Origin of the sequence: Flavobacterium sp. LHD-80 (genome assembly GCF_030929605.1) — a bacterium.
Classification (GTDB): Bacteria; Bacteroidota; Bacteroidia; order Flavobacteriales; family Flavobacteriaceae; genus Flavobacterium.
In genome coordinates this window covers 140,608-155,780 of the sequence record NZ_JAVFVS010000008.1, presented here as the reverse complement: position 1 = coordinate 155,780, position 15,173 = coordinate 140,608, and the positions used below count along the sequence as shown (strand labels likewise).

Annotated in this window: 11 protein-coding genes; 9 read left to right on the top strand and 2 right to left on the bottom strand. The window is 35.4% G+C overall.

Annotation, left to right across the window (positions count from 1 at the left end; genetic code table 11):
* The first annotated feature begins 200 nt into the window (after positions 1-200).
* The 8 genes from RB619_RS12090 (at position 201) to RB619_RS12055 (ending at position 10,828) form a co-directional block, all read left to right on the top strand.
* On the top strand, positions 201-3,356 hold the full coding sequence (locus RB619_RS12090) for a SusC/RagA family TonB-linked outer membrane protein (RefSeq protein ID WP_308097760.1): 3,156 nt from the start codon (positions 201-203) through the stop codon (positions 3,354-3,356).
* Between the two features lie 35 nt (positions 3,357-3,391).
* On the top strand, positions 3,392-4,897 hold the full coding sequence (locus RB619_RS12085) for a SusD/RagB family nutrient-binding outer membrane lipoprotein (RefSeq protein WP_308097758.1): 1,506 nt from the start codon (positions 3,392-3,394) through the stop codon (positions 4,895-4,897).
* Between the two features lie 14 nt (positions 4,898-4,911).
* Positions 4,912-6,231 (top strand): gluconate:H+ symporter, encoded by a 1,320-nt coding sequence (locus RB619_RS12080; protein WP_308097756.1) that lies wholly within the window; start codon positions 4,912-4,914, stop codon positions 6,229-6,231.
* A 4-nt stretch (positions 6,232-6,235) separates the two neighbouring features.
* Positions 6,236-6,703 (top strand): RidA family protein, encoded by a 468-nt coding sequence (locus RB619_RS12075; RefSeq protein WP_142451554.1) that lies wholly within the window; start codon positions 6,236-6,238, stop codon positions 6,701-6,703.
* 221 nt (positions 6,704-6,924) lie between these two features.
* Positions 6,925-7,956, top strand: a complete 1,032-nt coding sequence (locus RB619_RS12070; RefSeq protein WP_308097754.1) for a sugar kinase — start codon at positions 6,925-6,927, stop codon at positions 7,954-7,956.
* A 16-nt stretch (positions 7,957-7,972) separates the two neighbouring features.
* On the top strand, positions 7,973-8,620 hold the full coding sequence (locus tag RB619_RS12065) for an aldolase (RefSeq protein ID WP_308097752.1): 648 nt from the start codon (positions 7,973-7,975) through the stop codon (positions 8,618-8,620).
* 3 nt (positions 8,621-8,623) lie between these two features.
* On the top strand, positions 8,624-9,739 hold the full coding sequence (locus RB619_RS12060; protein ID WP_308097750.1) for a D-TA family PLP-dependent enzyme: 1,116 nt from the start codon (positions 8,624-8,626) through the stop codon (positions 9,737-9,739).
* Positions 9,740-9,757: 18 nt separating this feature from the next.
* Positions 9,758-10,828 carry a membrane dipeptidase gene (locus RB619_RS12055; protein ID WP_308097749.1) on the top strand — a complete coding sequence of 357 codons (1,071 nt, stop codon included), beginning with the start codon at positions 9,758-9,760 and terminating at the stop codon, positions 10,826-10,828.
* On the opposite strand, the gene RB619_RS12050 is transcribed toward RB619_RS12055, so the two are convergent.
* Positions 10,825-11,601, bottom strand: a complete 777-nt coding sequence (locus tag RB619_RS12050) for a DeoR/GlpR family DNA-binding transcription regulator (RefSeq protein ID WP_308097747.1) — start codon at positions 11,599-11,601, stop codon at positions 10,825-10,827. The genes RB619_RS12055 and RB619_RS12050 overlap by 4 nt on opposite strands.
* 198 nt (positions 11,602-11,799) lie before the next feature.
* On the opposite strand from RB619_RS12050, the gene RB619_RS12045 reads away from it, so the two are divergent.
* Positions 11,800-14,097 (top strand): family 20 glycosylhydrolase, encoded by a 2,298-nt coding sequence (locus RB619_RS12045; protein ID WP_308097745.1) that lies wholly within the window; start codon positions 11,800-11,802, stop codon positions 14,095-14,097.
* Between the two features lie 264 nt (positions 14,098-14,361).
* Here the strand turns inward: RB619_RS12045 and RB619_RS12040 are convergent, their stop codons facing one another.
* Entirely contained in the window at positions 14,362-15,108 is a 747-nt protein-coding gene (locus RB619_RS12040) for a succinate dehydrogenase/fumarate reductase iron-sulfur subunit (RefSeq protein ID WP_308097743.1), read from the bottom strand.
* Between the last annotated feature and the right edge of the window lie 65 nt (positions 15,109-15,173).

Below are 15,173 nucleotides of genomic sequence, written 5' to 3'. Positions count from 1 at the left end.
TTTTTTCTGCAAAAAGCATTTTCTGCAAAAATTTCTCAAAAAACGTCTAAAATCAATATTTCATGTGGAAATTAAAAACACATCAAACTTTTATTTTGCAAAAAAAATGCATTTTATGCAAAAAAAATGCAAATGTGAAAAATTAATATCTATATTTGACTGCCAATAAAAACCAAAAAAAACATGAAAACCAAAGAATTATGAAAACAAAGCTAATTTCATTAGTATTTGTTGGAGGAATGATTTTCTCGGCAAATGCAAAAGAGACTGCAATAAAAAAGCATCTTTTTGAACAGAAAAGCAATCAAACTGAAATTTCTGGCCAAGTTTTAGGCCAAGACGATGGAATGCCGATTGCAGGAGCTACAATTTATGCAAAGAACAACCCTAAAATTGCTGCTGTTACAGATGAAAATGGAAATTTTAAATTAAATGTACCTGAAAGCGAAAGCCATATTGTTATTTCTTATATGGGTTACGGAACTTTAGAATTCAAATTAGACAATACAAAAGATTTAGTAATTAAATTAAAACCAGCTGAAAATGTTCTGGATCAGGTTTTGGTAACCGCTTTGGGAGTTAAAAAAAGCGGAAAAGCAGTTTCATATGCGGTAACCGAACTAAAAGGAACTGAATTTACTAAAGCTAAAGAAACTAATATCACAAACGCTTTGGTTGGAAAAATTGCCGGAGTAAACGTGAGCAGTACTGCAACTGGACCAAACGGTTCAAGCCGTGTTGTAATTCGTGGAAATGGTTCATTAAACGGAAATAACCAGCCAATGTATGTAGTGAATGATTTGCCAATTGACAATACACAGCTAAATTTGCCAGGTATTGGAAATGGCCCAGGATCTACAAGAATAAATGTCGATCGTGGTGACGGAACCGCAGTTATCAACCCAGACGATATCAAATCAATTACCGTTTTAAAAGGAGGAACAGCTGCGGCTTTGTATGGCGCCAACGCTGCGAACGGAGTTATTTTAATTCAAACCAAACGAGGAACTGCCCAAAAAGGCATTGGAATTGAATACAATAGCTCATTTACTTTTGAAAAACCTTCTATTTTTCCAGATTGGCAGTACGAATACGGTTCTGGCCACAACGGACAAAAACCAGCTAATCAAGCTGAAGCCATTGCTGACGGACGTTGGTCGTGGGGAGCAAAAATGGACGGAACAAATGTTGTTCAGTTCGACGGCGTTGCTAGACCTTACGTAGCACAAAAAAACAACATCAAAAACTTCTACGAAACCGGAACTACTTTTATTAACTCGATCGCTTTATCTGGAGGAACTGAAAAAGCAACTGGACGTTTGTCATTTTCAAACTTAGAAAATGAAAGTATTTTGCCAAATTCTGGTTTCAACCGCAAAACATTCAACTTGGCAAGCAATGTAAACTTGACTGATTGGTTAAAATTTGACGTGGTAACGCAATACAATTTGGAAAAATCAGATAATAGACCGACAGTTTCTGATGCAGAAGCAAATGCAAACTGGGGAACTTATATGATTGCAAACACAGTTGACATTAGAAATCTGGCTCCTGGTTATGATGAAAACGGAATCGAAGAAGCTTGGAATCCAGTTGCCGTTGCAACAAACCCTTATTTTGTTGTCAATAAAATTAAAAATAGTGACACCAAAAACCGTTTTATTGGGATGCTAAATGTAAAATTGAATTTCACAAAAGATCTTTTTCTTCAAGGTCGAATCGGGCAAGATTATACAGATTATGAGTTCTTTGGATATATCCCGAAAACTACTCTAAATAATCCAGTTGGATATGCACAAGGTTCTAGAATGAAACTTTCAAATTTAAATACTGAGGCCATTTTAAATTATACGAAGAAGAACTTCTACAAAGATTTTTCTTTAAATGCCTTAGTTGGTGTTAACTCTAGAACTACTTTGAGAGATGAAACTAAAGTTGAAGGTTCTGGATATGTATTAGACGATTTTTACGCATTAAGCAATTTACAAACCCTTACTTACACTTATCCATACGGAAAAACAAAAACAAATTCTGTTTATGGAGCCGCCGATTTCGATTATAAAAACGTAATCTTTTTAAATTTCACTGGACGTCAAGATTGGTTTTCTACACTTTCAGCAGAAAATAATACTGTATTTTATCCATCAGTTGGAACTAGTATAATTGTTTCCGATTTATTAAAAATGCCTGAATGGGTTTCGTTTGCAAAACTAAGAAGTTCTTGGGCTCAGGTTGGAGGTGCAACTCCAGATCCTTATGCCTTAAACCAATCGTATTCGATGGTTCAAGGAGGACATAACGGACAACAATTGCAGGGACCAACAAGCAGCAGAGTTCCTAATTCAACTTTAAGTCCACTGACTTCTACAACATTTGAAATTGGTACCGATTTAGGTTTTTTCAACAACAGATTAAATGTTGATTTTGCATGGTACAATCGTGCCACTACAAATGATATTGTTGAAACTACAATCTCAACAAGTTCAGGAGCAAATACGGCTTTGCTGAATCTTGGAAAAATGAAAAATACGGGTGTTGAACTTTTACTTACTGGAAAAATCATCAGCAACCAAGATTTTTCATGGGATGCGACTTTCAACGGATCTTATAACAAAAACACCGTTCAAGCACTTACAGATGATTTGAATTCGATTACAATGGCGACTTCTGTAAATGGATATGTAACCATTACAAGTGACGTTGGGCGACCTTACAGTATCATAAAAGGTTACAAACCTTTAAAAGATGCTAACGGAAATACGGTTTACAATGTAAGCGGAGGATCTGCAAGTATTGCAAGAGGACCGCTTGAAGAATTAGGACAAGGAGTTCATCCTTGGGGAGCGGGTATCAGCAACGAATTCAAATACAAAGCAGTATCCTTCAGCTTTTTAATTGATGGAAAATTTGGCGGAAGCTTATATTCTGGAACTGATTTATACGGAACACGTATGGGATTAACCAAGCTAACATTAGAAGGCCGTGAAACCGGATTGCCAATTTCAGGAGTTGACACAAACGGAAATCCTGTAAATATGACAATTGCTCCAGAAAACTTGAGAACATATTATGACGGTTTACGAAACATTTCTTCGACTTTTATTTATGATGCAAGTTTCATCAAATTGAGACAAGTAATTGTGGGTTATCAATTACCAATTGAGAGAATAAAAGCATTGGCAAAACTTCAGAGCCTTTCTGTTTCTTTTGTTGCCAGAAATTTATTCATCCTTTACAAGAAAACGCCAAACGTTGATCCAGAATCTGTATTTAGTGCAGGAAACGCTCAAGGTGTGGAGCAATTTGGATTACCGAAAACAAGAAGCTTTGGTTTAAGCTTAAATGTTAAATTTTAATTTGAAGAGAAATGAAAAAGCTAACCTTTTTATATATGGCAGGAATACTTGCAGTAAGTATGACATCCTGTACCAAAGATTTCGAAGAAATCAATACCAATCCAAATGTTGTTGAAAAACCAAATCCGAATTACATTTTCAGCAAAGCACAATTGGACGGTTTAAACAACAATTATTTTGCTACAAATATTTTGGAATGTGGTGGTATGTTGCAACATTACGCAACATACAAAGAAGCTTCGGGAGCTGGTGATAAATATCTTAGTAATGAAGTATATTATTCTGCGTATTTTAATCAAGCGTATCCAACTGGAATAAACGAGACTGAAATCGTTATTGATGCACTTAAAAACAGTCCAAACGACAGCAATAAACTTAATATTGCCAGAATCTGGAAAGCATATTTGTACCACAGACTTACAGATTTATATGGCGATATTCCATATTCTCAAGCTGCAAAAGCAAATAGTTCTGCTATTTTTCTTCCGAAATATGATTCTCAAGAATCTATTTATAAAGATTTATTAAAGGAACTTGACGAAGCAGCTACAGCTTTGGATGCGTCAAAAACAAGTTTTGGTAAAGCCGATTTTTTATATGACGGCGATGTTACAAAATGGAAAAAATTCTCTTATTCTTTAATGTTGCGTTTAGGAATGAGGTTAACTAAAGTTGATCCTACTTTGGCTAAAACTTGGGTAACCAAAGCCATTGCAGGCGGCGTAATTGTAAATGGAACCGATAATGCCGTAATTAGATATACTGACGGACCAAATGACATTAACAGAAACCCTGTTGGATTTGATTCAAGAAGGCAAGATTTTACAGCGGGATCATACGGTCAGAAGAATGTAGAAGGCGGAAAATTAGCCAAAACTTTTATCGATTTATTAAAATCAACTGCCGATCCTAGAATTAGTGTTTATTCGGGAGTTTGGCAAGGAACAACTCAAAATACATCACTTGCTGTTCAAAAAGGTTTTCCAAACGGAACTAAAACTGCTCCTACTCCAGTAGAACAAGGAACTTATTCGGAACCAAATCAAAGTACGGTTTTCAAATATGACGCACCACTTATGGTAATAAGCAATGCTGAAACCAATTTACTATTGGCTGAAGCGGCAGCTAGAGGCTGGTACACTAATGAAACGGACAAAGATTTATATGAAAAAGGAGTAAAAGCCTCTTTCTTAAACATGGGAATTTACGGACCTGCTTATGCTATCACTGATGCAACAGTTTATTTAACGGCAAATCCTTTCAATACAGCTGGTTCATTTGAAGCAAAAATGAATCAAATTCATACGCAGATTTATGTAGCTCTTTTTGTAGACGAACAAGAAGTATATTCAAACTGGAGAAGAACTGGCTATCCGGTTTTAGTTCCTGTAAACTTCCCAGGAAATGTTACAAATGGCACAATTCCAAGACGATTCAAATATCCAACTAGTGAATATTCTGTTAATTCAACTAACTTAGCAGAAGCTGTTAAGCGTCAGGGCGAAGACAGTTTCACAACAAGAATCTGGTGGGATAAATAATCAAAAATTAGATAATGAGCATTATAATTCTTACGGCATGCATTGCATTTTTAATCGTTCAAATTGCTTGGTTTAAAATCAATCCGTTTATTGCCTTTATCATTACAGCTTTGCTGGCAGGCCTATTTTTAGGTCTGCCAATAAATACTTTGTCACAAACAGTTCAAAAAGGTTTGGGCGAAATGTTAGGATCAATTACATTAATAATCGTTTTTGGAACTTGCATTGGCAAACTTACCGTTTCCTCGGGCGCGGCAAATGTTATTGCAAAAACAGTTATGGGATGGACTGGCGAAAAACATGTTCGTCTAGGATTAATGATTACCGGATTTATTGTTGGGATACCTCTATTTTATAGTGTTGGTTTTGTTTTGTTAGTACCCTTAATCTTCTCAGTAGCCCATCAATTTAAGCTTTCAAAAGTATATCTGGGAATCCCAATGCTGGCGTCGCTTTCAGTAGCACACGGTTTTTTGCCTCCCCATCCTTCACCAATGGCTTTAAGCAGTATTTTAAATGCTGATATTGGTCTTGTTTTGGTCTACGGAATTATCATTGCGATTCCTACCATCTTTATTGCAGGATTGCTATTTTCAAATTTGCTGAAAAACATTAAAACCGAATCAGATCATGAAATTATAAACGTAGAAGAAGTCGCTAACAAAGGTAAACTGCCAAGTTTTTCGATTAGTTTATTCTCGGCTTTATTTCCTGTTTTTGGTTTGACCATAACTTCTTTACTGCCATTGATTACAAAAAATGAAGCAGTAAACAATCTTTGCAAAACAATTGGAGATCCAAGTATAATTATGCTGATTTCCCTTCTTCTTTGCACCTATACTTTAGGCATAAGAATGAACCGAAATCTCGCTTCTATAATGGATGATTACGCAATTGCGATAAAAGATGTTGCATTGATTGTTTTAATCGTTGGTGGTGCAGGAAGCTTAAAAGAAGTTATGATTGTAAGCGGTGTAAACGAAACCATCGTAGCAACTTTAACACAAACCAATATTCATCCTTATTTACTCGCTTGGTTAATGGCGGCAATTATTCGCATTTGTGTTGGTTCAGCCACCGCAGCCGGATTAATGACTGCCAGTGTTTTATTACCTTTGTTACAACAGAATGGTCTGGATCCCAACTTATTAGTATTGGCAGTTGGAGCCGGAAGCCTAATGTGTTCACATGTAAACGACCCAGGCTTTTGGTTGTTCAAAGAATATTTTAATACCAGCCTAAAAGATACTTTTAAATCCTGGACCGTAATGGAATCCTTAGTATCTGTTTTAGGAATCATTTTCGTTTTTATTTTAAACTCTATAATACATTAATATCATGAATTTATTACCTCAAGAAAAATTTGAAACACTTGGTTTGTCTTTACCGCCAGCACCACAACCGCTTGGCATCTACAAACCTTATTTAGTTGATGGTAAATATTTATACCTGTCTGGTCACGGTCCGGTTCGTGATGACAAATCTTTGATCATTGGCAGAATTGGCGATGATATGGATATTGAAGAAGGAAAACTGGCAGCAAGACAAGTCGGATTAACGATGCTTTCTACGATAGTAACCAATTTTGGAAGCTTGAATAAAGTAAAAAGAGTTATCAAAGTACTTGGAATGGTAAACTGCAATGGCGAATTTTTAAGACATCCGTATGTAATAAACGGTTGCAGTGAATTATTTGCTGAAGTTTGGGGACAAGAAAACGGAATTGGAGTTCGAAGCGCCGTTGGAATGGGTTCACTTCCAGATAATATTCCTGTTGAAGTTGAAGCCGTTTTCGAATTATTTTAGATTAAAGAATTTAGCCCACAGATTTTTTAAACACATAGAAACATAGATTTTTTTTACTTATAAAAAGGATATCGAAAAAAGCTAGCTTTTAACACATAGTGACTATGTCCATTTATGCAAGTGAAACGCCTTTTTTCAACATTTTCAAAACTATGTTTCTATGTGTTAAAAATTAAACGTCATGTGAATAAATCAATAATCATTGGCAAAAAAAGACAACAATGAAGACAACAACACCACAAACAAGAATAGCAACATTTGGAGAATTATTACTCCGGATGAGTGTTGCCGATGGGAATCGGTTTACACAGGCAAATGATATAAAAATACATGTTGGAGGTGCCGAAGCAAATGTTTGTGTTTTACTTTCCCAACTCGGAATCCAAACGGATTATATTACAAGATTACCTCAAAATGATTTGGCACAATTAGCCGTAAACGAACTTCAAAAGCATAAAGTCAACACTTCAAAATGTGTTTATGGAGGCGAACGTTTGGGATTGTATTTTGTTGAATCCGGAAATCAAATCAGACAATCTCAAGTTATTTACGACAGAAGCAATTCATCTTTTGCAACCATTCAAAAAAATCAGATTGATTGGAATGAAGTTTTAAAAGATGTAACGCATTTTCATTGGTCGGGAATCAGCCCGGGTGTTTCTTATGAAGCTGGACTTGTCTGTAAAGAAGGAATTTTGGCAGCGCATGAAAAAGGATTGCCAATTTCGTCTGATTTTAATTATCGTTCCAAATTATGGCAATACGGGAAAAAACCTTCTGAAATTATGCCCGATTTGCTTCAATACAGCACCATCACTGTAGCCGATTTGGATGCAATTGAAATTTACTTTGGAATAAAAACCGACAAAAAAGAATCAGATGAAGATCGTTTTCAAAAAACTTTTGAATTGCTAAAAAAAGAAATGCCTTTTCTAAAAACACTTGCAATGAGTTTTAGAAAATCTGACGGACCAGCGCATTTATACAAAGGTTTATTACTGCATGAAGGTAATTTTTACGAAACCAAAGAACACAAAATACACGTTGTGACAGACCAAATTGGTTCTGGCGATGCATTTAATGCCGGATTACTTTATGGTTTATCCAAAAAATTATCGGGCCAAGAATGTATTGAATGGGCAACAGCCTGCGGTGTAATAAAACAAAGCATACATGGCGATTTTGCCATAACAAGTCTTGCCGAAATAAGTCATTTTATGGAAAACGGCTCAAGCAACAGAATTAATAGATAATAAATTACCCCAATATATGTACAGCATTTTAAAAGCTCAAGGCGTGCTGCCGCTAGTAACACAAATCAACATTGAAACAGCTAAAATAGTTTTACAATCAGCTGCTGATTCAGGCATAAAAATTATTGAATTTGCTGCGCGCGCAGATGACGCTAAAGAAGTATTTAGCCAAATGATCGAGTTTAAAAAAGCTAATAATTTAGATATCAAACTAGCAGTTGGATCTATTTTAAGCGTTGAAGATGCCGAAACATTCATAAACCTAGGAGCAGATTGCATTGTTTGCCCACATACTGATTCTGAGATTGGAAATTACTGTTTCAAAAATAATATTTACTGGATTCCCGGCGCTGCTACTTTAAACGAAGTGCTTCATGCCAATAAATTAGGAGCCGAAGTTGTAAAACTTTTTCCTGCTGATAAAATTGGCGGACCCGGATATGTAAAAGCAATTAGAGCTCCTTTTCCAAATTTAAAAATAATGCCAACCGGAGGCGTAACTTTAGAAGAAAGCAATTTAAAATCTTGGTTCAAATCGGGTGTTGTATGCGTGGGAATTGGTTCTAATTTGTTTTCGAAAGAAATGCTTTTGAATTTAAATTATGAGCAATCGCTGAAAGCTTTTCAGGATTTAATTGAAGTTGTAGAAAAAACCAGAAACTAAGTTATGCAAGAAAATTGGTGGAAAATAAATTCCGAAACCCGTGTTGACACTCCATTTATTGCTGTTTATGAAAATCGTATGCAGCAAAATATCGAGCGTCTGATTGAAGCTGTAAATGGTAACGTTCAAAATTTAAGGCCACATATCAAAACGCATAAAATTGGAGAAATTCTGGATTTGTATAAAACATACGGAATCAATAAAATAAAATGCGCCACAATTGCTGAAGCAGAATTGGCTGCTATTCACGAGATTTCAGATATTATTCTCGCCTATCAGCCTGTTGGAAATAAAAAAGAAAGATGGATTTCTCTTATTCAGAAATATTCAAAAAGCGCTTTTTCAACAATCGTCGATAATTTAGATTCGGCGAAAGCCTTAAATGAAATTGCTCAAAAGAATAATTTATCACTGACTGTTTATTTGGATTTAAATACTGGAATGAACAGAACCGGAATTTCAATTTCTGAAAATTGGACTGCTTTAATCGAAGAAATTCTGAAGTTAAAGAACATTCATTTTGCCGGAATTCACATTTATGACGGCCATTTAAAAGGAACTTTGGAACACCGAATTTCTGTAGCTTCAAATTCTTTTTTCAGCATCAGCGAAAAGCTAAAAGCAATTCAGGCAAAACTCGATTACGAACTAAAAATAGTTGCCGGTGGATCAAATACATTTCCATTTTATGCTTCAGAAAAAAATGTCGAATGCAGTCCGGGAACTTTTGTTTTTTGGGATTCCAATTATCAGATTCATCTTCCTGAACAAAAATTTGAGCCAGCATTTGTCATTGTGGGAACCATTATTTCAAAACCAACAAATTCCACTTTTTGTATCGATGTCGGCTACAAAGCCGTTTCTTCAGAAAATCCAATTGACAAACGTTTAGTCATTTTAAATGATGAAAATTTGATTCCGACTGCTCATTCAGAAGAGCATTTAATCATTGAAAATAAAGGACAAAATCAGTATGCTATCGGCGATCTTATTTATGCAATTCCATATCATGTATGCCCAACTTGCGCACTTTACGATTCGGTTCAAGTTGTGAATTCGGCACATGAAATTTATGAGGAATGGAAAGTTGTTGCCCGAAGCAGAAAAATTAATATATAAAATTAAGTTCAAACGAATATGTTTATACTAGACGCCCATTTAGACCTGAGCATGAATGCGATGGAATGGAATAGAGATTTACGAAATGATGTTCCAACTTTACGTCATTTAGAAAAAGGAATGACAGATAAACCAGACCGCGAACGTGCGACGGTTTCATTTCCTGATTTGCGACGCGGTAATATCGGGATTGTTGTAGCGACTCAAATTGCACGATTTGTAAAACCGGACAGCATCATTCCCGGATGGAATTCTCCTGAACAGGCTTGGGCACAAACTCAAGGTCAAATTACATGGTACAAAACCATGGAAGAAGCTGGAGAAATGACACAGATTACAGATAAAAAATCGCTTCAAAAACAAATTGATTTATGGAATGACGGAACGCCAAATGATAAAAAACCAATTGGATATATTCTAAGTTTAGAAGGCGCCGATTCTATTATTGACATTTCATACTTAGAGAAAGCTTACAATTATGGATTACGCGCCATTGGCCCGGCACATTATGGCCCCGGACGTTATGCAAACGGAACGGATGCGACGGGAAAAATGAATCAAAACGGTCTTGATTTATTAAAAGAAATGGAGCGTTTGAATATTATTTTGGATGCCACACATTTATGTGATGACGCTTTTTGGCAAGCTTTAGATCATTATAATGGGCCAGTTTGGGCGAGCCATAATAATTGCAGAAGTTTGGTTGATCATAACAGACAATACAGCGATGAAATGATTAAAGCATTAATTTCGAGAGGTGCGGTTATTGGAGGCGCTTTAGATGCTTGGATGCTAGTTCCAAATTGGGAAAGAGGCGTTTCTACTCCAAAAGGAACAAACTGCAAGTTAGAAACCGTTTTTAAACATATGGATCACATTTGCCAATTGGCAGGAAATGCAGATCATATCGGAATTGGTTCAGATCTTGACGGCGCTTTTGGTACCGAACAATCGCCTTATGATTTAAACACGATTGCCGATTTGCAAAAATTGGTTCCGATATTTAAAAACAACGGATATTCTGATGAAGATTTAGATAAAATCTTTCACCAGAACTGGATTAATTTTTTAATGAAAAACTGGGATTAAATAAAAACTAAACTTGGAACTGCCTTCTTATACGATTTTAATTTTTCGTCACTCGGATCAACTTCGGTAACCACATAATCAACTTCAGATAAGTTGGCAATTTTCATTTTTAAAACGGAGTCTAATTTTTCAGAAATAGTCAAAATTGCCGTTTTTTCAGAAGCCTGAATCATTGCTTTTTTAACCTGAACTGTTTCCCAGTCAGAATCTGAGAAACCGCCTTCGATATCCAAGGCATTAGTACCTAATATTAATAAATCAACTTTAATATTAGCCAATTGATTATAGACATCGCCGCTCACGCACATTTGGCTGTAAGAGGAAATACTGCCGCCAATCATGATAATTTTGACATTTGGTTTGTCTAGAAGTTCAACTGCAGACAAAACAGTGACAGTAAAAATAGTAAGATTTAAATCATTCGGAATTAAACGGATAAATTCTCTAATTGTAGTTCCGCCTCCAATCAGTAAAACCATTCCGTCGCGAAGAAGTCCTAAGGTTTTTTGAGCGATAATCTGTTTTGATTCGCCAGCATAAGTCTGATTTGATGAAGAATGATGGTACGCTTTTGTCATCGCGCCACCTTTCACCTTAATCAATAAAGAGTCTGATTCAAGTTCATTAATATCACGTCTGACAGTATCTTCTGAAACAAATAATTTGGCAGAAAGTGTTTCAAAACTTACACGAGTGTGCAGGTTAATCTCTTTTAAAATAAGATTTTTTCGTTCTTCCTTAGTGTAATTTATCATTTCATTTTCATTATTCATGCCAATATATTTTTTAAACAAATGTAAACAAATAATGCAATATTATTGCGAAACAAATTATAACACAATGTAATAAAAAAGTTAACTAAGCTATTTTAAAGACATTTAAACATTAAAATGTTTTGCATATTTTTTGCAAAAAGAAATTTCCAAATATTAAATTTACCAAAAACCACAATACTTGACTTAGAACCAGCCATGAAAAATAACATCTTTCTCTTTTTATTATTTTGCTGTTTTATCGGAAAAGCTCAAAACGCTACTCAGAACACTTCTATTATTCCTGCTCCAAATTTATATAAAGCGACTGGCGACAGCATAAGTTTGAACGGACAAATAAAAGTTGTTTTTGAAAACAATAAGTACAGCACAAAAGAACTTAAAACAGCACAAATTTTTGAAGCGGCAGTAAATGGAAATCTGCCTGCAAAAAAGAGTTCAATTGAAGTTTTGTTTATTTCCAAAAGTCCATTGGCAAGTAAAGAGTCTTATAAAATTTCTATTTCTTCCAAAAAAATAATTGTCACAGGTTCTGAAGAAGGATTATTTTATGCCGTTCAAAGTCTTTTACAGCTTTTGCCAAATAAACCATCAGATAAAAAGGAAATAAAACTGCCTATCATAACCGTTGAAGACACGCCACGATACGCTTACCGAGGATTACACTTAGATGTTTGCCGTCACTTTTTCTCTGTTGATGTTATAAAAGATTTTATTGCACAAATGTCTAGTTATAAGCTAAACAACTTTCATTGGCACTTAACAGACGATCAAGGCTGGAGAATTGAAATAAAAAAGTATCCAAAATTAACTGAAGTCGGTTCTAAAAGAGCACAGACTTTAGTCGGAAATAAATTTGAAAGATCACCACTTTTTTTTGATGGAAATCCGTATGGTGGATTTTATAATCAGGAAGAAATCAAAGAAGTCGTAAAATTTGCCGAAGCGCATTATGTAAATATTATTCCAGAAATCGAAATGCCGGGTCACGCAACTGCAGCAGTTACCGCTTACCCAAATTTATCTTGTTTTCCAGAACGAACTTACAAAGTTGTAGAAACTTGGGGCGTTTTTGAAGATATTTTTTGTGCTGGAAAAGAGGAAACTTTTACTTTTTTAGAAGATGTTTTAACCGAGGTTATGGCTTTATTCCCAAGTAAATATATTCATATTGGCGGAGACGAATGTCCGAAAGCAAGATGGAAAGAATGCCCGAATTGCCAAAAAAGAATCAAGGATTTAGGTTTGAAAAACGAGCATGAATTACAAAGTTACTTAACAACCCGAATCGAAAAATTTCTAAACGCAAATGGCAGACAAATTCTGGGTTGGGATGAAATGCTTGAAGGCGGATTGGCACCAAATGCAGCTGTAATGTCGTGGCGAGGCGAATCGGGTGGAATCAGCGCTGCTAAACAAAAACATAATGTAATCATGAATCCAGAGCAGGTTTTGTATCTGGATTACAATCAAGGATATTCGCCTCAAGAACCTTTAACAATTGGCCGATTGACTACAGTTGAAAAAATTTACAATTACAATCCAACTCCTGTAGACAGCTTGACTGTTGAAGAACAGAAATACATTTGGGGCGTTCAGTCGAATCTTTGGTCGGAATATTTAACAAGTCCGGCGAAATTAAATTACATGCTTTATCCAAGATTATTTGCTTTGGCAGAAATTGCATGGACGCAACCTCAAAATAAAAACTACAATCATTTTATTTTGAATCAGATGCCGAATCATTTAGAAAAATTAGAGCAGCAAAAAAGACTTTACAAAGTTCCAACACCTTTTGGATCTAATGAAACCGCTGTAATTGCATCAAAATATCTTTTAGATTTAAAACCAACAATCAAAAACGGGCAGATTTTCTACACTATTGATGGTTACAATCCTGATGAAACGGCCGAACTATATACCAAACCAGTAGCCATAAATATTCCTAAAGGCGAATATAGAACTATAAAAACTGTCCAAATAAGTCCAAGCGGACGCAGAAGTTCTATCAGCAAAATATTGGTCAGAAACCCTGATTTAAAATCGGCTTTAGCTATAAAACCAACTAAAAAGGGTTTGAAATATGATTATTACACCGGAACATTTCAGCAAGTTCAGGATTTAGAACTTGCAAAACCTGTCAATTCAGGAATATTTGAAGGAACAATCAGCAGTGAAAAATGGAAAACGAAAACAGAACGTTATATCGGTTTGAAATTTGACGGATACATCTTTATTCCAGAAACAGGAAATTATACGATTTCAACGCTTTCAGATGACGGATCGAAGCTTTTTATAGATAATGAATTAGTTGTGAATAACGACGGCGTTCATTGGCTAAATGAAGCTTATGGCGTGGTAAAATTGGAGAAAGGTTTTCATAAAATCAACATCAGCTATTTTGATCAGATTGGCGGGACAACTTTAAGCTGTTTTATACAACAGGAAGGAAAAGAAAAACAGGAAATAAGTGCATCGCAATTGTATCATGAATAGCAATAAAAAAGATAATTCATTTCACTGGATGGAATTTACAAAAACCCCAGCGGGGTAAAATATTTATAGAATTTCAATTAGACATATTGAAAAAGCTCCAGCGGAGCGACATATTTTTCACTATTTACAACATATGTTGCTCCGCTGGAGCTTTATAATACAAACATCTATTCTTAGCTATAAATATTTCGCTTCTCCGAAGCTTACAAAAAAAAGGAGCTGTCTTTTTGAGACAGCTCCTTTTAATTTTATATAAAAAGATTATTATCCTTTTAAACTTGCTGCTAAATACTCACGGTTCATACGTGCGATATTTTCAAGAGAAATTCCTTTAGGACATTCAACTTCACAAGCTCCAGTATTTGTACAGTTTCCAAAACCTTCCAAATCCATCTGGTGAACCATGTTTAAAACACGGTCAGCTGCTTCAACTTTACCTTGAGGCAATAATGCATATTGAGAAACTTTTGCAGAAACGAATAACATTGCTGAAGAGTTTTTACAAGTCGCAACACAAGCTCCACAACCAATACAAGCAGCAGCATCAAATGATTTATCCGCATCATCTTTATTAACTGGAATTGTATTTGCATCAATTGTATTTCCTGAAGTATTTACAGAGATAAATCCTCCAGCGTGTTGAATTCTGTCAAAAGAAGTTCTATCAACAACTAAATCTTTAATAACTGGGAAAGCTTTTGCTCTAAATGGCTCGATAAAAATTGTATCACCATCTTTAAACATACGCATGTGTAACTGACATGTTGTAACACCTCTGTCTGGTCCGTGCGCTTCACCGTTAATGAATAAAGAACACATCCCGCAGATTCCTTCACGACAATCGTGGTCAAATGCTACTGGCTCTTCCCCTTTGTTGATTAAACCTTCGTTAAGAACGTCTAACATTTCAAGGAAAGACATATCTGGTTCGATTCCATCGATAGGATATTCTACAATCCCTCCTTTATCTTGAGCGTTTTTTTGACGCCATATTTTTAATGTAAGTTTCATACCTTTTTCGTTTGAAAGTCATAAAGTCGAAAGTCGAAAGTCGCTTGGCACATTTTGCCTTTTGA

Bases quoted from the DNA above. Each gene is read 5' to 3' on its own strand.
- RB619_RS12090 (WP_308097760.1), top strand. From the start codon at position 201: ATGAAAACAAAGCTAATTTCATTAGTATTTGTTGGAGGAATGATTTTC.
- RB619_RS12085 (WP_308097758.1), top strand. From the start codon at position 3,392: ATGGCAGGAATACTTGCAGTAAGTATGACATCCTGTACCAAAGATTTC.
- RB619_RS12080 (WP_308097756.1), top strand. From the start codon at position 4,912: ATGAGCATTATAATTCTTACGGCATGCATTGCATTTTTAATCGTTCAA.
- RB619_RS12075 (WP_142451554.1), top strand. From the start codon at position 6,236: ATGAATTTATTACCTCAAGAAAAATTTGAAACACTTGGTTTGTCTTTA.
- RB619_RS12070 (WP_308097754.1), top strand. From the start codon at position 6,925: ATGAAGACAACAACACCACAAACAAGAATAGCAACATTTGGAGAATTA.
- RB619_RS12065 (WP_308097752.1), top strand. From the start codon at position 7,973: ATGTACAGCATTTTAAAAGCTCAAGGCGTGCTGCCGCTAGTAACACAA.
- RB619_RS12060 (WP_308097750.1), top strand. From the start codon at position 8,624: ATGCAAGAAAATTGGTGGAAAATAAATTCCGAAACCCGTGTTGACACT.
- RB619_RS12055 (WP_308097749.1), top strand. From the start codon at position 9,758: ATGTTTATACTAGACGCCCATTTAGACCTGAGCATGAATGCGATGGAA.
- RB619_RS12050 (WP_308097747.1), bottom strand. From the start codon at position 11,601: ATGAATAATGAAAATGAAATGATAAATTACACTAAGGAAGAACGAAAA.
- RB619_RS12045 (WP_308097745.1), top strand. From the start codon at position 11,800: ATGAAAAATAACATCTTTCTCTTTTTATTATTTTGCTGTTTTATCGGA.
- RB619_RS12040 (WP_308097743.1), bottom strand. From the start codon at position 15,108: ATGAAACTTACATTAAAAATATGGCGTCAAAAAAACGCTCAAGATAAA.